Annotated in this window: 18 protein-coding genes; 8 read left to right on the forward strand and 10 right to left on the reverse strand. The window is 74.5% G+C overall.

The window, feature by feature from the left end:
• Positions 1-81 precede the first annotated feature (81 nt).
• The 4 genes from BS80_RS03985 to BS80_RS04000 all read left to right on the forward strand — a co-directional run bounded on the left by BS80_RS03985 (position 82) and on the right by BS80_RS04000 (position 5,248).
• Complete coding sequence (locus tag BS80_RS03985) at positions 82-738, forward strand: DUF6643 family protein (protein ID WP_051965867.1); 657 nt, start codon at positions 82-84, stop codon at positions 736-738.
• A 129-nt stretch (positions 739-867) separates the two neighbouring features.
• Complete coding sequence (locus BS80_RS03990; protein ID WP_035792580.1) at positions 868-1,737, forward strand: MOSC domain-containing protein; 870 nt, start codon at positions 868-870, stop codon at positions 1,735-1,737.
• 177 nt (positions 1,738-1,914) lie between these two features.
• Positions 1,915-4,305 carry a right-handed parallel beta-helix repeat-containing protein gene (locus BS80_RS03995; protein ID WP_035792583.1) on the forward strand — a complete coding sequence of 797 codons (2,391 nt, stop codon included), beginning with the start codon at positions 1,915-1,917 and terminating at the stop codon, positions 4,303-4,305.
• A 139-nt stretch (positions 4,306-4,444) separates the two neighbouring features.
• Positions 4,445-5,248, forward strand: coding sequence for a DeoR/GlpR family DNA-binding transcription regulator (locus tag BS80_RS04000; RefSeq protein WP_035792585.1), 804 nt, complete (start codon positions 4,445-4,447; stop codon positions 5,246-5,248).
• Positions 5,249-5,258: 10 nt separating this feature from the next.
• Here BS80_RS04000 and BS80_RS04005 read toward each other — a convergent pair whose 3' ends face one another.
• From BS80_RS04005 to BS80_RS04015, 3 genes are all read right to left on the reverse strand, one after another.
• A complete protein-coding gene (locus BS80_RS04005) occupies positions 5,259-5,753 on the reverse strand; it encodes a GNAT family N-acetyltransferase (RefSeq protein WP_035792587.1) in 495 nt (164 codons plus the stop codon).
• 44 nt (positions 5,754-5,797) lie between these two features.
• On the reverse strand, positions 5,798-6,898 hold the full coding sequence (locus tag BS80_RS04010; RefSeq protein WP_051965868.1) for a PLP-dependent cysteine synthase family protein: 1,101 nt from the start codon (positions 6,896-6,898) through the stop codon (positions 5,798-5,800).
• 138 nt (positions 6,899-7,036) lie between these two features.
• The gene (locus tag BS80_RS04015; protein ID WP_035792593.1) at positions 7,037-8,233 is read right to left on the reverse strand and encodes an ROK family protein; all 1,197 of its coding nucleotides are present in this window, start codon (positions 8,231-8,233) and stop codon (positions 7,037-7,039) included.
• Between the two features lie 74 nt (positions 8,234-8,307).
• Here BS80_RS04015 and BS80_RS04020 point away from each other — a divergent pair, with 74 nt between their 5' ends.
• Together BS80_RS04020 and BS80_RS04025 are read left to right on the forward strand one after the other, a co-directional pair.
• On the forward strand, positions 8,308-9,558 hold the full coding sequence (locus BS80_RS04020; RefSeq protein WP_035792595.1) for an MFS transporter: 1,251 nt from the start codon (positions 8,308-8,310) through the stop codon (positions 9,556-9,558).
• A gap of 10 nt (positions 9,559-9,568) precedes the next feature.
• A complete protein-coding gene (locus BS80_RS04025) occupies positions 9,569-10,072 on the forward strand; it encodes a HutD/Ves family protein (RefSeq protein WP_035792597.1) in 504 nt (167 codons plus the stop codon).
• Between the two features lie 33 nt (positions 10,073-10,105).
• On the opposite strand, the gene BS80_RS04030 is transcribed toward BS80_RS04025, so the two are convergent.
• From BS80_RS04030 to BS80_RS04045, 4 genes are all read right to left on the reverse strand, one after another.
• Complete coding sequence (locus tag BS80_RS04030; RefSeq protein WP_035793328.1) at positions 10,106-10,546, reverse strand: GNAT family N-acetyltransferase; 441 nt, start codon at positions 10,544-10,546, stop codon at positions 10,106-10,108.
• Positions 10,547-10,608: 62 nt separating this feature from the next.
• Positions 10,609-11,367, reverse strand: coding sequence for an acyltransferase (locus tag BS80_RS04035; protein WP_035792599.1), 759 nt, complete (start codon positions 11,365-11,367; stop codon positions 10,609-10,611).
• A gap of 75 nt (positions 11,368-11,442) precedes the next feature.
• Positions 11,443-12,225, reverse strand: a complete 783-nt coding sequence (locus BS80_RS04040; protein ID WP_035792601.1) for an enoyl-CoA hydratase family protein — start codon at positions 12,223-12,225, stop codon at positions 11,443-11,445.
• Between the two features lie 149 nt (positions 12,226-12,374).
• Entirely contained in the window at positions 12,375-13,721 is a 1,347-nt protein-coding gene (locus BS80_RS04045) for an MFS transporter (RefSeq protein WP_198045419.1), read from the reverse strand.
• 70 nt (positions 13,722-13,791) lie between these two features.
• Between BS80_RS04045 and BS80_RS04050 the strand changes: the two genes are divergently transcribed.
• Positions 13,792-14,772, forward strand: a complete 981-nt coding sequence (locus tag BS80_RS04050; protein ID WP_035792603.1) for an ArsR/SmtB family transcription factor — start codon at positions 13,792-13,794, stop codon at positions 14,770-14,772.
• 34 nt (positions 14,773-14,806) lie between these two features.
• On the opposite strand, the gene BS80_RS04055 is transcribed toward BS80_RS04050, so the two are convergent.
• Positions 14,807-15,982 (reverse strand): geranylgeranyl reductase family protein, encoded by a 1,176-nt coding sequence (locus BS80_RS04055; RefSeq protein ID WP_083974219.1) that lies wholly within the window; start codon positions 15,980-15,982, stop codon positions 14,807-14,809.
• 229 nt (positions 15,983-16,211) lie between these two features.
• Here BS80_RS04055 and BS80_RS04060 point away from each other — a divergent pair, with 229 nt between their 5' ends.
• On the forward strand, positions 16,212-17,585 hold the full coding sequence (locus BS80_RS04060; RefSeq protein WP_035792609.1) for a dipeptidase: 1,374 nt from the start codon (positions 16,212-16,214) through the stop codon (positions 17,583-17,585).
• On the opposite strand, the gene BS80_RS04065 is transcribed toward BS80_RS04060, so the two are convergent.
• Positions 17,555-18,379, reverse strand: coding sequence for a DUF4184 family protein (locus tag BS80_RS04065; RefSeq protein ID WP_035792610.1), 825 nt, complete (start codon positions 18,377-18,379; stop codon positions 17,555-17,557). The genes BS80_RS04060 and BS80_RS04065 overlap by 31 nt on opposite strands.
• A 22-nt stretch (positions 18,380-18,401) precedes the next feature.
• Positions 18,402-19,463: an NUDIX hydrolase gene (locus BS80_RS04070; RefSeq protein ID WP_035792611.1), complete on the reverse strand. Its 1,062-nt coding sequence runs from the start codon at positions 19,461-19,463 to the stop codon at positions 18,402-18,404.
• Between the last annotated feature and the right edge of the window lie 130 nt (positions 19,464-19,593).

The following is a 19,593-nucleotide window of genomic DNA, read 5'->3' on the forward strand; positions in this document are numbered from 1 at the left end:
CGAGCGAAGACTGTGTAAACACTCGAACTACCCCCCTCCCACACTCCTCAGGTGGCACATTCTGGGCTTACGGTATGCCCCATGACCTCGCCCCGCTCCTACGACGGAGTCGGCTACTACGCTCCGTCCTTTTCGTCGGGCACGCCCATCTACGACAGCTTGGTCGCAGAGCGCGGAGTCCCCCAGATCGCGCCGATCAACGTGCCGGCGGCACTGCCCCCGGCCCCCTACCAACCCGCCCCGGGCTTCGGCTCGGCGCTGGAGAGCACCAGCCTGCTGCCGGCCCTGCCGCCGGCCCGGCTCGCTCTGGGCCCGGGTACGAGCACCGGCAGTAGCTATCCGGCTCCTTCGTACGCCACGCCGCAGCCCCCGGTGCCCGGTTACGGCGGCCAGCCGTACCTGCCCGGTCCGCGCGTGCCCGCCCAACCGGTGCAGCAGGGCTACCCCTCGCCGCAGCCGTGGGACACCCAGGGCGGCTTCCGGCCCTCGCCGCCGGCCCCGGTGGCGCCCGTGCGCCCGGTGCCGCCGGCGCAGTTCTTCCAGCAGCCCGGCCAGCAGGCCACGCAGCAGGGCATGGCCCAGCAGCCGGCGCAACAGAATTACGCGCAGGGGCAGTTCGGCCAGAGCCAATTCGGCCAGGGGCAGTTCGGGCAGGGGCAGTTCAACCAGCAGGGCCAGCAGGGCTATCAGCAGCAGTACGGCCAGCAGGCGCCGCCTCAACAGGGGCAGGCTTACTGACCGAAGGATCCAGGGGGGATTTTCGGTCATCCACGGGCCGTTCGGAGCACCGCAGCGCGGTGTCCCGGACGGCCCGTGCGCATACCCCCGTCCGTGGGCGCACCGGGCGGAGCCTGGCAGGATGGCGCTATGCCTCTCCTCACCGGTCTGCACCGCTACCCCGTCAAGTCGATGTACCGGCAGAGCCCGGCCAGCGCGACCGTCGAGCCATGGGGTCTCAGCGGCGACCGGCGCTGGATGCTGGCCGGCCAGGACGGCAAGGCGATCACCCAGCGCGACGCCCCCGCGCTGAGCCGCTTCCGCACCGAACTGGACGAGGACGGCGCGCTCCTGGTGACCTCCCCCGAGGGTGACCGGCTGCGGGTCCCGGCCCCGGCCGGCTCGGCGAGCCCCGCCGTGGGCGACATCTTCGGCTCCCGGTTCGCCGCCGCCGAGGCCGAGGAGAAGGCCCACCTCTGGTTCGCCGAGCACCTCCCGCAAGACCTGGGGCCCGTCCGCCTGCTGCACCTGGACGACCCGCTGGCCCGGCCGGTCAACGAGCGCTTCTGCACCCCCGGGGACACCGTCAGCATGGCCGACGGGTTCCCGCTGCTGGCCACCACGACGGCCTCGCTGGCCTCGCTCAACGACTGGATGACCGCCAAGGGCGCGACCGCCCTGCCGATGGAGCGGTTCCGCCCCAACCTGGTGGTCGACGGCGTCGAGGCCTGGGAGGAGGACGGCTGGCGGCGGGTCCGGATAGGCGAGCTGACCTTCCGGGCCGTCAAACTCTGCGGCCGCTGCGTGGTCACCACCACCGACCAGGAGACCGGCGAGCGCCAGGGCCCGGAGCCGCTCACCTCGCTGGCCGCCCACCACCGGCTGGACAAGAAGGCCGCCTTCGGCGTCAACCTGATCCCCGAACGCCCCGCCGGGGTGAGCGGCGACGTCCTGGGCACCGTCCGGCTGGGCGACCTGGTCACCGTGCTGGAGCGCGGGGAACGACTGCCCGCCGCCTAGCGTCTTCAGGAGAACGACTGGGCGACCGGCCGGGAGATCAGCTGGGAGATCGACCGAGCGATCGACCGGGAGATCGGCTGGGAGATCGGCTGGCACGACGGCCTCGCCGAGCGCGCTACGGTGGGCCGACTACGGTGGCGGAGAGCGACCAGCAGAGGGCGAGGGCGACAGAGCGTCATGGGTGAGCACAGGGTCCGGGTCACGCAGGACAGCGGCTCGCGCTGGCGGCGCCGCGCCGGGGAGTACGAGACGCTGGCCGAGGCCCTCGCCGCCGCCGAACCGGGCGACACCCTCACGCTGCGCCCCGGGGTGTTCCGGGAGAACGTCGTCCTGGACAAGCCGGTGACCCTGCAGCCCGCCGAGGGCCCGGGCACCGTGCGACTGGACCCGCCCTCCGGTGTCACGCTCACCATCACCGCGGCCGCCGTCGTGCGCGACCTGCTGATCGAGGGCTACGACAGCTCGGCCGCCGCCGTCCTGATCACCGGCCCGGAGGCCGCCGCCCGGCTGACCGGCTGCCGGGTGGACACCCACTCCGCGGTCGGCATCGAGGTGGACGACCGGGCCGACCCCACGCTCACCGGCTGCACGGTGGCCAATCCGGCGGGTCTGGGCCTGCGGCTGCGGGGCGGGGCGAGCGCCGCCTTCGAGGAGTGCGAGGTCTCCGCCGCCGGACAGGCCGGACTGGCCGTCCTGGAGGGCGCGAGCGCGCGCCTCACCCGCTGCCGGCTGCACCACGCCGCCGGAGCCGGCGTGCTGCTCACCGACGCCGGCAGTCGGGCCGACCTGACGGGCTGTGAGATCTACGAGATCCGCGGCAGCGGGGTGCAGGCGGAGGCCAAGGCGGCCGGCCGGCTGACCGAGTGTGAGATCCACCGGGTCACCGGCAACGGCCTGACCCTGGACACCGAAGCCGAACTGACCCTGGTCGGCTCCCGGTTGCACGATCTGCCGGAGAACGCCGCCGATCTTCGCGGCCGTTCGCTGCTGACGCTGGAACAGACCAACATCCGGGCGTTCGGCCGCGGCGCGCTCTCGGTCTGGGACCCGGGCACCCGGGTCGAGGCCACCGGGTGCGAGATCGAGGACAGCACCGGGGACTACCCGGCGATCTGGGTCAGCGACGGCGCGCAGCTCACGCTGGCCGACTGCTCGCTGCACGACCTGCCCGACGCGCTCTTCGTGCTGGACCGCGACTCCCGGGCCACCGTGACGGACACCTCGTTCAGCCGGATCCGCAGCTCGGCGGTCTCGGTCAGCTCGGGCGCCTCGGTCGCGCTGGAACGCTGCCGGGTCCAGCAGGCCGGGACCGGGATGTGGTTCCGCGACCACGGCAGCGGCGGGCTGCTGACGGGCTGTGAGATCTCCGACGTGGCGACCGGGGTGATCGTCACCAAGGGTGCCGACCCGGTGCTGCGCGACTGTGTGGTGCGCGGCAGCGCGGAGGCCGCGGTGTACGTCTCGGCGCAGGGGCGCGGCAGCTTCGAGGACTGCCGGGTGACCCAGGGCAACGGCTTCGGCTTCCACATCATCGACGGCTGCCGCAGCGCGCTGACCCGCTGCCGGGCCGAGCAGAACGCCCGCGCCGGCTTCGAGTTCTCCGAGCCGGGCCCGGTGGTGGAGGCCTGCACCTCGGACGACATCGCGCCGAGCGCGCCGCCGCCCGAGACCGTCCCGGCGCCGCGCACGGCCCAGCTGACCAGCGCCCCCGCACTCGCACCGCTGGCGCAGATCGCGCCGATCCCGGACTGCCGCCCGGCCGACGAGGCGCTGGCCGAGCTGGACGCGCTGATCGGCCTGGCCACCGTGAAGCAGGAGGTGCGCACCCTGATCGACCTGATCGCGGTCGGCCGCCGCCGCCGGCAGGCCGGGCTCAAGGCGCCCTCGCTGCGCCGGCACCTGGTCTTCACCGGCTCCCCCGGCACCGGCAAGACCACGGTGGCCCGGCTCTACGGCGAGATCCTCGCCTCACTGGGCGTGCTGCAGCGCGGCCACCTGGTCGAGGTGGCCCGGGTCGACCTGGTCGGCGAGCACATCGGCTCCACCGCGATCCGCACCCAGGCCGCGTTCGACCAGGCCAGGGGCGGTGTGCTCTTCATCGACGAGGCCTACGCGCTGGCCCCCGAGGACGGCGCCAGGGACTTCGGCCGGGAGGCGATCGACACCCTGGTCAAGCTGATGGAGGACCACCGCGACGAGGTCGTGGTGATCGTGGCCGGCTACACCGCCGAGATGGCGCGCTTCCTCTCCGCCAACCCCGGTGTCTCCTCGCGCTTCTCACGCACCGTCGCCTTCCCCGACTACTCGGACGCCGAGCTGCTGGAGATCGCCCGCACCCAGTGCGTGGAGCACGAGTACGAGCTCGCGGAGTCGACCGCGGAGGCGCTGCTGGGCCACTTCTCCACGCTGCACCGAGGGCCCAACTTCGGCAACGGGCGCACCGCCCGCCAGGTCTTCGAGACCATGGTGGAGCGGCACGCGATGCGGGTGGCCCAGCTGCCGGACCCCTCCACGCAGGACCTCCAACTGCTGGTTCCGGCCGATCTTCCGCTGCCCAGGAACTCCTGACCGGCGCCGCCGCGTTGGATCGGCGGCCCGGCCGGCCACCGGATCCGCCCCGCGATCTCCGTCCGAGTGGCCCGATGCCCGGTCCGGGCGTGGCAGGATGGGCTGAACGGTTGGATCACTGAGAGGCGGGGCGGCGTACGTGGCCGACAACAGCAACCTGCTAGCCGAGCAGCGCCGGGCGATGATCCTGGACGAGGTGCGCCGGCGCGGTGGCGTGCGGGTCAACGAACTGACCCGGCGGCTGAACGTCTCGGACATGACGATCCGCAGGGACCTCGACGCGCTGGCCAAGATCGGCGCGATCGAGAAGGTGCACGGCGGGGCGGTGCCGGTCGAGGAGGCCCGCACCCACGAGCCCGGCTTCGAGGCGAAGTCCTCGCTGGAGCTGTCCGCCAAGGAGGAGATCGCCCGCGCGGCGGCCGCCCTGGTGACGCCCGGCAGCGCGATCGCGCTCTCCGGCGGCACCACGACGTTCGCGCTGGCCCAGCACCTCACCCAGGTGGCACAGCTGACCGTGGTGACCAACTCGGTCCGGGTCGCCGACGTCTTCGAACGCGCCAAGGCGCTGGGCGAGGGCGCGGGCAGCACCGTGGTGCTGACCGGCGGTGTCCGGACGCCGTCCGACTCGCTGGTCGGGCCGGTCGCGGACCGGGCGATCCGCTCGCTCCACTTCGACCTGCTCTTCCTGGGCACCCACGGCCTCTCCCCGGAGGCCGGGCTCTCCACCCCGAACCTCGCCGAGGCGGAGACCAACCGGAACTTCGTGGCCTCCGCCCGCCGGGTCGTGGTCGTCGCCGACCACACCAAGTGGGCCACCGTGGGTCTGTCCACCTTCGCCGAGCTGGCCGAGGTGGACACCTGGGTGACCGACGCGATGCTCCCGGCCGAGGCCGCCGAGACCGCGCGCGAGTACGTCCGCGAGCTGGTGCTGGCCGGCGCCTGAGCCGCGCGGATCAGGCCGGCGTCGCCGCGTAGTACCTGAGCTCCTCGTCCTCGTGCGTGAAGGCCATTCCGGCGGCCAGCATCACGCGCTGGGAGGGGAGGTTGGTGTGCTCGGTGTCGCCCAGCAGCCGGCTCACGCCCCACCCGGCGGCGGCCGCGAGGATGCCGCGGACGGCCTCGGTCGCGTAGCCCTGGCCGCGCGCCGACTCGGCCAGGCCGTAGCCGATCGCGACCGAGCCGTCCTCGTCGGGGGCGCCGTGGAAGCCGATCCCGCCGATCGCGAGGCCGTCGGAGCGGCGGCGGATCTCGTAGCCGCCGAAGGGGTGGGTGTCGCCGCCGGCCAGCGCGTGGCCCTTGAGGAACATCCGGGCGCCGACCCGCTCGCCCTGGGCCGGGTAGTCGGCGGCCCAGCGGTCGTCCGGGCCGGCCTCGCCCGCCGCGACCCGCTCCGCCTCGGCGATGGTGAGGGGGTGCAGGATCAAACGCTCTGTCAGAAGATCATTCATGACAGAGTGACTATCACATCGCTTACTTCGCAGGCCAGATCCCGTTACCTCGCAGGCCAGCTCCCGTCGGCCAGGAACGCCTCCAGCTCCGCCCGGCAGGGCGCGATGTCCAGACCCTGCGCGGCCAGCCACTCGTCCGAGTAGTACTTGTCGAGATACCGGTCGCCCGGGTCGCAGATCAGCGTGACCACGCTGCCGTGCTCACCCGCGGCCCGCATCTGCGCGACGATCTTCAGCGCACTCCACAGGCCGGTCCCGCTGGAGGCGCCCGCCTTCTTGCCGAGCACGTTCTCCAGCACCCGCATGGCGGCGATCGAGGCGGCGTCGGGGACCTTCATCATCCGGTCGATCGCGCCCGGCACGAAGCTCGGCTCCATCCGCTGCCGCCCGATCCCCTCGATCCGCGAGCCGCGCTCGGAGGTGGCCTGCGGGTCGTGCCGCAGCCAGCCGTCGAAGAAGACCGAGTTCTCCGGGTCGGCGACACAGATCCGGGTGTCGAACTGCTGGTAGTGGACATAGCGGGCGATGGTGGCCGACGTGCCGCCGGTCCCGGCCGTGGCGACGATCCAGGCGGGCTCGGGGTGCGGCTCGCGGCGCAGCTGGGCGAAGATCGACTCCGCGATGTTGTTGTTGCCGCGCCAGTCGGTGGCCCGCTCGGCATAGGTGAACTGGTCCATGTAGTGCCCGCCGGTCTCCGCGGCGAGCCGCATCGAGACCTCGTACACCTCACAGGGATCGTCCACCAGGTGACAGCTGCCGCCGTGGAACTCGATCAGGTCGATCTTCGCCTGACTCGTCGACTTGGCCATCACCGCGATGAACGGCACCCCGACCAGCGCCGCGAAGTACGCCTCCGACACGGCGGTGGAACCACTGGACGCCTCGATCACCGGCTTGCCGGGACGGATCCACCCGTTGCACAGCCCGTAGAGGAAGAGCGAACGGGCCAACCGGTGCTTGAGACTGCCGGTCGGGTGGGTCGACTCGTCCTTCAGATAGAGGTCGATGCCCCAGGCCTCGGGAAGCGGGAAGCGCAGCAGGTGCGTGTCGGCCGAGCGGTTGGCGTCGGCCTGCACCTTGCGGACGGCCTCCTTGAGCCAGGCACGGTAGGCGGCATCGGTACGGTCCACATCCACGGTTTCCATGAACTCATGGTAATCGATAACTACGATAAGTAACTTTAACCGTAGCTCCAGCCTCCGCTTATCGCCGCCCGGCCCAGGGGTCGCACCGACGGGGGTCCGTCAGCATCCGGCTCACCGGCCTCACCCGGCTCACTCGGCTCACCGCGCCGCGAGTTGGGGGTCCGCCAGGTACGGCTCCCAAGCGAGTTCGGCTGCGCCGACCAGTTCGGCGTACTCCAGTTCGGCCGGGACGATGCGGACTTGGCAGATCCGGCCCCAGAGGCTGCGGTCGGCGACGACCGAGCGCAGGTGGTCGGGGGCGGCGGTGAGCAGGTCGCGGTGCAGGCCGCTGAGGACGATGCGGTCGGGGTTGAGGATGTTCGCCAGGCCGGCCAGGCCGATGCCCAGGAGTTTGGCCACCTCGTCGACGGCCTTGCGGGCGTCCGGGTCGTGGTCGGCAGTGCGGGCCAACGCACGGGCCTCGGCCAGCAGCGGGCGGCCGGGGGTGGGGGTCCGGCCGGCGGCGGCGAGGAGGGCCTGCGGGTCGGTCTCGACGTTGAGGCAGCCCCGGTTGCCGCAGGGGCAGTCGCGGCCGCAACGGTCGACCGTCAGATGGCCGACCTCCAGGGCGAGTCCGGTGCTGCCGGTGTGCAGGCGTCCGTCCACCACCAGGGCGCCGCCGACGCCGCGGTGTCCGGAGGTGACCAGCAGCAGGTGGCGGGCGTCGCGGCCGGCGCCGTGGCGGTGCTCGGCGAGGGCGGCGAGGTTGGCGTCGTTGGCGACGGCGGTGGGGAGCGGGTGGCGGGCGCGCGGGCCGAGGTCGACGGCGTTCAGCTGTTGGGCGAAGAGGGCGGCGACGGGCGTGCCGCTGGGCCAGCCGAAGTGCAGGGCGGCCAGGGCGGCGCCCTCCGGTTCGGTGACCGGATTGGGCAGCGCGAGGGCGGCGCCCAGGCAGCGGCGACGACTGCCGCGCACCAGGGCGGCGCCGGCCTCGGCGATCGCCCCGAGCATCGGTTCGGGGCCGGTCGCGGCGGGCAGCGGGTGGTGGACGGGTTCGCCGAGGTCGCCGCCGAGGCCGGCGAGCGCGACGCTCAGGCCGTCGGCGTGCAGTTGGGCGGCGAGTACGACCGGGCCCTCGGGGGTGATGCCGAGCCGGTGGGAGGGGCGGCCGCGGCCGGTGCCGACGGGGTGCGGGTCGACGGTGACCAGGCCGAGGGCGGCCAGCTCGGCCGCGACGGCGCCGGCGGTCGCGCGGGTGACGTCGAGCGCGGCGGTGAGCGCCGAGCGGGTGGGCGCCCGGCCGGTGTGCACCAGCGCGAGGGCCGGTCCGAGCAGGGTGCGCCCGCGGTCCGGCATCGGACGGCGGGTGGCGGGCCCGGGGCCGGAGCCGGGGCTTGAAGGAGTGTGCGGCACTCCTCTATTGTGACTTTGTGCCGCTCCTAAACAAAACTGCCCGCCCGACCCGCCCGGCAACCCTCCCCCACTCCCCCGCACCCAGCGCCTGGTCCGCCGCCCGGATCGCGCTGACCGCGATCTTCGCCGTCGACGGCTTCCTCTTCGCCGCCTGGGTGGTGCGCATCCCCGACGTGCGGGCCCAGGTGCACGCCTCGCACTCCTCCCTCGGCCTCGCGCTGCTCTGCCTGTCGGCCGGCGCGGTGGCCGCGATGCCGCTGATCGGCCGGCTCTGCGTACGGTTCGGCAGCCGGCGGGTCACCGTCGTCGCGCTCGCGCTGTTCAGCGCCGCCGCGGTGCTGCCGCCGCACACCCACTCGGTGCTCACGCTCGGCGCGGCGCTGGTGCTGTTCGGCGCCGGGTACGGATCGGCCAACGTCGCGATGAACAGCGCCGCCGTCGAACTGGTCGCCGAACTGCGGCGGCCCGTGATGCCGAGCTTCCACGCCGGCTACAGCCTCGGCGGGCTGATCGGCGCCTCGCTCGGCGGCCTGCTGGCCACCTCGCTGACGGCCAGTTGGGCACTGGCCCTGAGCGGGCTGCTCGGCGCCGCGGTCACGGCGGTCGCCGGCGCCGTCCTGCTCCGCGAGCCGCGCGGGACGGTGGCGACCGCACCTGCGGCCGCGCCCATGGCGGCGGCGTCCGGTCCCTTGGTGCCTGCCCGCTACCTGGTGCTGCTGCTCGGTCTGACCGCGCTCTTCAGCTCGTACGGCGAGGGCGCGCTCGCCGACTGGGCCACCCTGCACCTGACCGACGACGTGCACGCGAGCGCCGGCCTGGCGGCCATCGGCTACGCCGCGTACGCGTTCGCGATGACCACCGGCCGGCTGGGCGGGACCTGGCTGGCGATGCGGTTCGGACCGGCCCGGCTGATGGTGGCCGGCGGCCTGACCGCCGGTGCCGGGATGCTGCTCGCGGCGCTGGCGCCGTCGGTGGCGCTGGTGCTGGCCGGCTTCGTGCTGGTCGGCCTGGGACTGGCCAACCTCTTTCCGCTGGCGATCGCCCGCGCCGGGCAGGAGGGCGGGCCGCACGGGGTGGCGACCGCCTCCATGCTCGGGTACGGCGGCATGCTGATCGGGCCGCCGGTGATCGGCTTCCTGGCCGACGCGGCGAGCCTGCCGATCGCGCTGACCACGGTCGCCGCGGCGGGCGCGGGCGCGGCGGTGCTGGCCGCACTGGCGCACCGGCCGCGTCCCGCCGCGACCGTCCTGAGCGGCTCCGCGCGATAGCCTGACGCCCGTGACCCTCCACCAGCTGCCCGCCGCCGACCGCACTGCCACGCCCTGGCGCAACGGCGGCGGGATCACCCGCGAGGTCGCCGCCGCGTCCGACGGGTCCTGGCGGGTGAGCCTGGCCGAGGTGGCCGCCGACGGACCGTTCTCGGTCTTCCCCGGCCTGGACCGGATCCTCACCGTCGTCGAGGGCGCGGGCCTGGAGCTGACGGTCGGCGACGCACCGCCGGTCACCGTACGTCCGCTGGACCCGTTCGCCTTCCCCGGCGAACTCCCCACCGCCGGCCGGTTGTCGGACGGCCCGGTGACCGCGCTCAACGTGATGGCCCGGGGTCTCGCCCTCGCCGTCACGGTCGCCCACAGTCCGGTGGAGCTGCGGCCGGCACCGGGCACCACGGTCCTGGCCGTCGCGCTCGCCGGCCACGACGCCGTCCGGCTCACCCATCCCGACACCGCGCGGACGCGGGACGCCGTGGTCCTGACCATCGGTCCGGCGCTCCCGGCCGCTTGAGCGGCACAGGCCGGGAGCGGGATCAGCGCCCGTTCAGTCGGACGGCCCGGACGGGCGGACCATGAAGACGTCCACCGGGTCCTGACGCTCCACCCGGAACCCGTGCCGCTCGTACAGCCGCCGGGCCGGGCTGCCCTGCAGGACGTTCAGCCGGACCGTCAGGCCCAGGCGGTCGGCCCGGTCGAGCAACGTGCGCAGCGCCGCGGCGCCCAGGCCGCGGTTCTGGTGGGCCGGCGCGAGGTAGAAGTGCTCCACCCAGTGGCCGTCCTCGGCCGGGCGGAACGCGACACAGCCCGCGAAGGCGCCGGACACCAGCAGGACCCAGGTGCAGTCGGGATCGAAGGCGTCCCGCAGCCGTTGCCGCACCCGCTGCCCGTCGTAGCGGCCCAGCCGCTCCAGATCGGCGCGCATGACCACGGCCCGCAGCTCGGCGATGGGCTCGACGTCCGCGTGCGTGGCCGGACGCAGCACCAGGTCCGGCGAACCGGACGAGGTGGGCGAGGCGGGCGAGGCGGGCGTGCCGCTGTGCTGCCCGCTCACGGCTGCTTCTCCGTCGGCACGTGCAGGTCCCAGCCGACCAGCGCGCGCAGCTGCTCGGCGGTGACGCCCTCCGGGAGCGGACGCGGCGGGTCGGTGCGGAACGGCGGCTGCCAGCCCTCGGCCTCGGTGAAGCTGCGGACCACCCTCGCCGGGGCACCCGCCACCACGCTGTGGTCGGGGATCTCGCCACGGACCACCGAGCCCGCCGCCACCACCACGTTGCGGCCGATCCGGGAGCCGGGCAGGATCACCGCGCCGGTGCCGATCCAGCTGCCCGCGCCGATCTCGACGGGCTCGTTGCGCGGCCACTGCTTGCCGATCGGCAGGTCGGTGTCGCGGTACTCGTGTGCCTGGTCACTGATGTAGACGTTCGGGCCGGTCCAGACGTCGTCGCCGAGCACGATCGACTGATGGCCCACCAGGTGGCTGCCACGGCCGATCACGCAGCCGCCGCCGATCCGCACCACCGGCTCGGGACCGAGGTCCAGACCGGGCAGAAAACCAGCCGATATGGTCACCTGCTCGCCGATGATGCAGAACGGGCCGATCGCGATCGACTGCTCGTTGAAGACCGTCCCCAGCGGGAACGCCAGCTTGCTGCCGTCGCCGAGCGTGTGGAAGCGGTACGGGCCGGGGTTCTGGTTCGACACCGCACCGCGCTCCTGCACCCAGCGCCACCCGCGGTGCACCGCACGGCCGGTGGCCCGGCGGGCACGGGAGCGGACGGCGGAGAACACGGTGGCAGTGATCGACATGCGCTCACCGTATCCGCCGGGCCCGCCCGGCGACCGGCCGGGCGAGCAAGGTCACACCGGCTGCCGCGGCCGTCGCTACTCGGCGGCCGCCCACGGCGCCGGGCGACGCTCCAGGAAGGCGCGCATGCCCTGCTGCGCCTCGGGCGAGCCGAACAGGCGGGCGGACTGCTCGACCCGGGCGTCGGCGTCCTGCTCGAACGAGCGCAGCACGTCCGCGTTGACCAGCCGCTTGGACTCGGCGAGCCCCTGCGGGGAGGCCAGCCGCAGGGCGGCCAGCAGCTCTGCCAGGGCGGCCTCCGGCTCCTCGGCGGCCAGCGTGATCAGGCCGATCCGGGCCGCCTCCGTCGCGTCGAAGGTCTCCCCGGTCAGGTAGTAGCGGGCGGCGGCACGCGGCTCCAGCTTGGGCCGCAGCGGCAGCGAGATGACGGCGGGGGCCAGCCCGAGCCGCGACTCGGTGAAGGCGAAGGTGGCGGCCGGACCGGCGACCGCGAGGTCCGCCGAGCCGACCAGCCCGAGCCCGCCGGCCCGGACGTGCCCGTTGACATAGGCGATCACCGGCTTCGGGCACTCCACGATGGCCCGCTGGATGTCGACCAGCCCGCGCGGGCCGACCGTCGGGTCCGCGCCGGTCGCCTCCGACAGGTCGGCGCCCGCGCAGAACACCTTGCCGGTGTGCCCGAGCACCACGACCCGCACGGCCGGGTCCTTGGCCGCCCCGGCGAGGCCCTGCTCCAGCTCGGCCATCAGCCGGCTGGAGAGCGCGTTGCGGTTGTGCGGGGAGTCGAGTTCGAGGGTGGTGACGACTCCCGCGGTGGTGACGCGGACGAGCGGGGTTTCGGCGGGTGCTGCGCTGGTCATCGTGGTGGACCTGCTTTCCGGTATCCGATATGAGGGTGGGTCGGACTGGCCAAGGAGACTCTGGCATGCCGCACCCCGCCCCCACCAGTGCCGCAGTCCGCCGGGGCCGCGGCCGCCGGCCCTGGCGGAGCGGCCTCCCACCGGATACGTCAGGCCGTCGCGCCGGTGGCCGCGGTGACGCCGGTGGCCCAGCGGACGGCCGGGCGCATCGCGGCGCCCGTCACACCGAAGAGCGCGCCGAGCAGCAGCCAGCCCGCCAGCCCGTGGCCGACCACCGCGAGGGTGACCAGGGCGGGGCCGATCATCAGCGCGACCGAGCCGCCGGTGCTGAACACCCCCTGGTAGCTGCCGTGCGCGCCCTCGCCCGCCAGGTCGTAACTCAGCGCCCAGCCGCCGGCCTGGCTGAGCACCTCACCGCCCGCCTGGAACGCCACCCCGACGAGCAGGACGACGGAGGCGAGCACCGCGGACAGGCCGTGGGCCAGCCCGAGCACGGCGCAGGAGGCGGCGAGCAACAGGCCACCACGGGCGCAGGCGCGGGCGGCGGCGCCCGGCTGGTCGGTGCCGCGGGTGGCCCGGACCTGGAGGAAGACCACCAGCACCGTGTTGACCACCATCGTCGCGGCCACCAGAGCCCGGGGGGCGGTGGTGTCCTTGACGATCCACAGCGGCACACCGATCTCCAGCATCGCGAACTGCAGAGTGAGGACCGAGTTCAGGGCGGTGACCACCAGGAAGGGCAGGTTGCGCAGCGCCGGGTTGCGCCGGTCCCGCGGCTGCTCCTGCCCGGCTGCGGGCTGCCCGGCCCCGCTCTGCTCGGCCCCGGCCGTCTCCCGTGCGGCCGGAGCGCGTTCGGTGCCGGGCAGGCGCAGCAGGAGCAGCGCGACCAGGGCGTAGGAGAGCGCGTCCGCGAGGATCGTCGCGGTGTACGCGGCCCTGCTGTCGGCCTGCAGGGTGAGCGCGGCGAGCACCGAACCGAGGCCCATCGCCACGTTGGTGACGGCTCGCAGGTACCCGCGCCCGGTCACCCGCTGGTCGGGCGGCAGCACTTCGGCGTAGAGCGCGTTGCGCACAGCGGCCGCGCCGCGGTCGACGGCGGCGAGCAGGCAGGTCAGCACGGCGAACGCCGCGAAGCCGCCCACCAGGACGTAGCCCACCGTCCCGACCGCCTCCAGCGCGATCAGCAGGACCAGCACCGGCTTGCTGCCCCAGCGGTCGGCGGCCCGGCCCGCCGGGATTCCGGCCAGCACCCCGCACAGGCCGGCGACGGTCAGCACCACGCCGACCGCCCCGACGCCGTAGCCCAGGATCCGGGTGAAGTAGAGCGTGTTGACGGTCAGGAAGAGCCCGTTGCCCAGGCAGTTGACCAGCGTCGTCCAGGTCAGCAGCCGCAGCACCGGGTCGCGCGGCAGCAGCCGGGAGCCCCGGGGGGAGACAGGTGGGGCCGGGGGCAGGGCTGAGGGCGCGGCCGACACCGCGTCAGTTGTCGTCGTCATGACGAAATCAGAACGCGTCGAGCTACCCCGGGAGAACTGATTTAGTCTGTATCTCAATCGAAGGGCGGTCATGCACCGGTTCCATCTCGGCCTCGCCGATCTCGCCTCGGCCTCGTTCGCCTGCTCACCGCTGCACGAGGCGGTGCTCAGCATCCGGATGTGGACCCACCCGGGGGTCTATCCGGCCCAGCAACCGTGGTTCCGCCGGATCCGGCCGGACTTCGAGCGGCTGGACACCGAGCTGCTCCGCTCGCTGGTCTCCTCCAACCGGTACGTCCCGGACTTCCTCACCCCGCGCCCGGCCTGCCCCTCCCCCGACTTCCGGGCCGAACTCGCCACGGTGCGGGCCACCGCGCCCGAGCGGCTGCGCGCCGAGCTGGAGCAGACCTTCCTGCCGCACGACCGGGTACTCCCGGCCCCGCTCGCGGCCGGGCTGGACGACCCCGCGCGGCTGCTGGCCGACATCTGCGACGCGGTCGAGGAGTACTGGGACACCTGCCTGGCGCCCGCCTGGTGGCCGCGCGCCCGGTCCGTCCTGGAAGCCGACATCGTCTACCGCGCCCGCGTCCTGGCCCAGCACGGGGTGGCCGCGATGTTCGCCGAGCTGGACCCACGCCTGCACTGGACGGACGGCGTCCTGACGATCCGCCGGAACTGGACCGCCCGGGACGAGGACGTCCCGGTGGACCGGCGCGGCCTGGTGTTCGTCCCCAGCTGCTTCGCGCGCGGGGCGGTCACCTCGATCAGCGCCGAGCAGCCGCCGGCCGTCACCTACCCGGCCCGCGGCCAGGGCACCATGGCGGACGCGCTGGACCCGCCGCCGACCACCCGGGCGCTGGAACTGCTGCTGGGCGCGCCGAAGGCCCGGCTGCTGGCGATGCTGCACGAACCGGTCTCCACCACGGAACTCGCCCTGCGGCTCGGCGTGACGGCCGGCGCGGTGAGCCAGCACCTGGCCGTCCTGTCGCAGACCCGGCTGGTCACCCGCGCCCGGCACGGCCGCTCGGTGCTCTACCTGCGCAGCCCGCTGGGCGACGAGCTCTACCGGTAGCCCGCACTCCCCCAGGGGAGTACGGGCCACGACGCTACCGCGACGCCATCGCGGCGAGGCGGCGTGCGGCGGCGTACTGCCGCATGATCTGCGCGAACGTGGTCTGCCCCTGGGTGGTGCGGGCGAAGGCCCGCCAGGCGGGGGCGACCAGGCAGACCGCCGCGTGGAAGAGGTGCGGACGCCGCTCGAAGGCCTCCAGCATCACCCGACCGGCCCGCATCTCCACGCCCAGGCCCGCCTTGATCGCGAAGGCGTAGTTCAGCGCCTGCCGGCGCACCTCGGTCGGGCTGGCCGCCTCGGCCACCTGGGCGGCCCACTCGCCCGCCAGCCGGCCCGAGCGCAGCGCGTACGAGATGCCCTCGCGGGTCCACGGCTCCAGCAGGCCGGCCGCGTCGCCGGCCACCAGGACCCGGCCGCGCGAGAGCGGCGAGTCCTCGGTCCGGCAGCGGGTCAGGTGGCCGGACTCCACGGACGGCGTGAACCCGGACAGGCCGAGCCGGCGGATGTAGTCGGCCAGGTACTGCTTGGTGCGCTCGCCGTCGCCGCGCGCGGAGATCACCCCGACCGTCAGGGTGCCGGAGTCGGTCTTCGGGAACACCCAGCCGTAACTGCCGGGCAGCGGCCCCCAGTCCAGGTGGATCCGGCCCGCCCACTCGCGGACGACGTCCTCGGGCACCGGGATCTCCGCCTCCAGGCCGAGGTCGATCTGGTCGAACGTCACCCCGACGTGCCGGCCGATCCGGCTGGCGCTGCCGTCCGCGCCGACCACCGCGCGGGCCTGCACCGAGCGCCCGTCGGCCAGCGTCACGGCGACCGTGCGGCGGTCCTCGCCGCCCTGCTGCTCGATGCCGGTGACGGTCACCCCGGTCACCAGCACCGCGCCGGCCTGCTGGGCCGCCTCGACCAGGCGCAGGTCGAACTCGCCTCGGTTGACCAGCCCGAAGAGCATCCGCCGCGAGCGCCGGGTGCGGGTGTACCGCCCGTTGAGCGCGAAGGTCACGGCGTGCACCCGGTCCTGGAACGGGATCTTGAAGTCGCGCGGCAGGCTGTCCCGGGACGGGCCGATGATCCCGCCGCCGCAGGTCTTGTAGCGCGGGTGCTCGGCCTTGTCGAGCAGCAGGACCCGGCGGCCGTGGGCCGCCGCGGCGTGCGCGGCCGAGGAGCCGGCCGGTCCGGCGCCCACCACCACGACGTCCCAGACGCCGTCCATCGGATCGACGCCGTCCAGCGGCTCGGGGGCCGCCCCGCTCTCGGGGGCGATCGCGTCGGGCAGGCTCGGCTCGACGGGCAGGCTGGGGTCGCGTGGGCTTCCGGAATCTGTCACGTCAAGCAATCCTATGCGGCGCGCCACCGCAGTCCGTGACCCGCCGCCAAACATGCCGGTGCGCCGCGTCCACCTATGCTCGGCGGGACGATCTCTTCCACCTCAGGAGTCACCCATGTCCTCGCCGGACCTCGCCGCCGCCGTCCGTTCCCTGATGCCCCGTGCGCAGACGGACCTGGCCGCGTTGGTGGCCCATCGCTCGGTCGCCGACCCGCGTCAGTTCCCGGTCGAGGAGTGCCAGGCGGCCGCCCGCTGGGTCGCGGACGCGTTCGCCGCCGAGGGCCTGACGGGCGTTCGCCTGCTGGACACCCCGGACGGCACCCAGTCGGTCTACGGCGAGCTGGCCGGTCCGCAGGGCGCGCCGACGGTGCTGCTCTACTCGCACTACGACGTGCAGCCGCCGCTGGACGAGGCCGGCTGGCACACCCCGCCGTTCGAGCTGACGGAACGTGACGGGCGCTGGTACGGGCGCGGCGCGGCGGACTGCAAGGGCAACATCCTGATGCACCTGACGGCTCTGCGGGCGCTGCGGGCCACCTACGGGGACGCGCTGCCGGTCGGGCTCAAGGTGATCGTCGAGGGCTCGGAGGAGCAGGGCACCGGCGGCCTGGAGCAGTACGCCAAGGCCCACCCCGAGCTGCTGGCGGCCGACGCCATCGTGATCGGCGACGTGGGCAACTTCGCGGCCGGCCAGCCGACCGCCACCGCCATGCTGCGCGGGATCGTCGAGGTCGAGGTCGAGGTCGCCACGCTGGCCGGCAACCTGCACTCGGGCCAGTTCGGCGGCGCCGCGCCCGACGCGCTCCTCGCGCTGATCCGGATCCTCGCCACGCTGCACGACGAGCACGGCGGCACCACGATCCAGGGCCTGGAGTGCGACCAGAGCTGGTCCGGCGTCGCCTATCCGGACGAGCGCTTCCAGGCGGACGCCGAGGTGCTGGAGGGTGTGCGGCTGATCGGCACCGGCGGCGTGGCGGACCGGCTGTGGGCGCGCCCGGCGGCGACCGTGATCGGGATCGACGTCCCGCCGGTGGCCGGGGCCACCTCCTCGGTCCAGGCCCGCGCCAAGGCGCTGGTCAGCCTGCGGGTGCCGCCGGGCATCAGCACCGCGACGGCCCGCAAGGCGCTGACCGCCCACCTGGAGGCCGCCACCCCGTGGGGCGCGCAGGTCACCGTGACCCCGCTGGGCAGCGGCGAGCCGTTCAGCGCCGACACCGGCGGCCTGGCGTACGAGGCGCTGGGCGCCGCGATGCACGAGGCGTTCGGCGTCGAGATGGCGGTCTCCGGGATGGGCGGTTCGATCCCGCTCTGCAACACGCTGCGCACGCTGTACCCGCAGGCGGAGATCGTGCTGATCGGGGTGGAGGAACCGACCACCAAGATCCACGCGGTGGACGAGAGCGTGGATCCGGCCGAGCTGGAGTCGATGTCCCTCGCCGAGGCGCTCTTCCTGCGGGGTTACGCGCAGGCCTGGGCCGCCCGCGCCTGAGGCTGCGACGAGCGGCGCCGGGCCGCCAGCAGGACGGCCCCGGCCGCCGCGCCCGCGCCGGCGCCGAAGCAGAGGTCCGCGATCAGGCTGCGCGGCTGCCCGGGGCCGCGCACCCGCGCCGAGCGGGCGACCCGGTGGGCGGCGCCCAGCACGGCCGCGGCGCCGAGCAGGCGCCGTCCGGCCCCCCGGCCGCCGCTCACCGGCGGCAGGGTCGCGGGCGAGGGCGGCCGGGTCGCGGGCGCGGGCGGCGCCACCGGCAGCTCCCGGGCCAGGTACCGGCCCAGCCCGCCGAGCGCGAGCGCGGACGTCCCGTACTGCAGCACGGTGTACAGCGGCACCCCCGCCACCTCCCGGTTGAGCGCGGGCAGCAGCCGCACACCCGCCCGGCCCTGGTGGGTGAAGGCGTCCCAGCCCACGTGCGTGGCCGCCCCGACGGCGGCGGAGAGCGCGAACGCCGCCGCCTCGCCGCCCCCGGGCCGCCGCCCGGACGGCGCGGTGGCCGCCGTGGCCGCAGCCGCCCACGGGTCGGGCAGCAGCGCCAGCAGCGGCACCCGCACCCCGTACCAGCCCGCCACCAGCGCCCCCGCGATCGCCACGTCGAGCGTGGGCACCGCCCACCAGCGGTGCGTCAGCGCGCCGTGCCGGTAGAGCCCGGGGCGCAGCGAGGCGGCGAAGAACGGCACGTCGGGCGCCATCGACCCGGCGACCAGCGCCGAGGCGACCAGCGGCCCGCGCCCGCGCACCCCGCTCAGCAGCGGCAGGACGGCGGCGGGGTGGCTGAGGGTGAAGGGCACGCTGCCATCCTGCCCTACCGTCTCAGGTCCTCCGGGCGGCCGGGCCGAGGGCTGCCGGGAGGCCGGCCTCCAGGTAGCGCGGCTCGCCCAGGACGCGCGCCTCCAGGGCCCCGACCAGGCGGCGGAACCGGCCCTCCGTCAGCAGCTCCCGGGCCTGCGCCAGGGTGACGAACCGCCAGGCGCGCAGCTCGTCCGGAGGCAGCCGCAGGCCCGCGCGCTGGGCCGCGGTGAGCCGCCCGCCGTCGTAGACGAGCCGCATTCCGCCGCGCCGCTGGCCGATCCGCGGCTCCCAGTCCACCGCGAGCAGCCGCAGCAGGCCGGGGTCCAGGTGCAGTCCGAGCTCCTCCTCGATCTCCCGGACCGCGGCGCCGGTCGGCGCCTCGCCCTGCTCGACCACGCCGCCCGGGAACTCCCAGGCGGGCTTGTAGACCGGGTCCACCAGCAGCACCCGGTCCTGCTCGTCGAAGAACAGCACCGCCGCCGCGACGGTGTCACCGGCCCCGGCGGCGCTGCGCACGATCGGGCAGCGGCCCGCGCCCTCCTTGACCAGGGCGACCAGCGCCTCGGCCGTCTGGCGCGGCGTCAGGTCGTCGGTCCGTACGACGTGGGCGTCCCGGTGCAGCCAGGGCTGGGCCGCGCGGTAGGCGGCCAGCTGGCGCCGGCCCCGGTCGCGCACCCGCTCGCTCGCCTCGGCGTCGCCGGGAAACGCCTCGCCGCGCTCGATGCGCTCTTGCAGGATCGTTTCCTCAGCGTGCAGCACGAAGTGGTGCACCGAGAGTCCGCGGGCCGCCAGTCTGCCGAAGATCTCGTCGCGGTAGTCCTCCCGCAGCAGGGTCATCGGCACCACCAGCGGTCCGGGCAGCTCGGCCAGCATCGCCGTCGCCACCTCCGGCACCAGCGCGCGCCAGGACGGCAGGTCCTGGAGGTCGCCGACCTGGTCGAGCCGTTCCCGGGGCAGCAGCCCGCGCAGCACCGAGCCGACCTGCTCCGGATCGTAGAGTGTGCTCCCGGGCAGCAGTTCGACCAGCTCCCGGCAGGTGCTGGTCTTGCCCGCACCGAATGTCCCGTTGACCCAGACGATCACGACTTCCCCTGACCTCGGGCGTCCCCGGCGCCGTTCGCGCCGGGTGGTGAGCGGGGCCGCGCGCACGGATCACCCGGCCGGGCCGGAGCACCCCCACGCACCGGCGGTCCGGCACCACCCCGGTGGTACC

Origin of the sequence: Kitasatospora mediocidica KCTC 9733 (genome assembly GCF_000744225.1) — a bacterium.
Taxonomy (GTDB): domain Bacteria; phylum Actinomycetota; class Actinomycetes; order Streptomycetales; family Streptomycetaceae; genus Kitasatospora; species Kitasatospora mediocidica.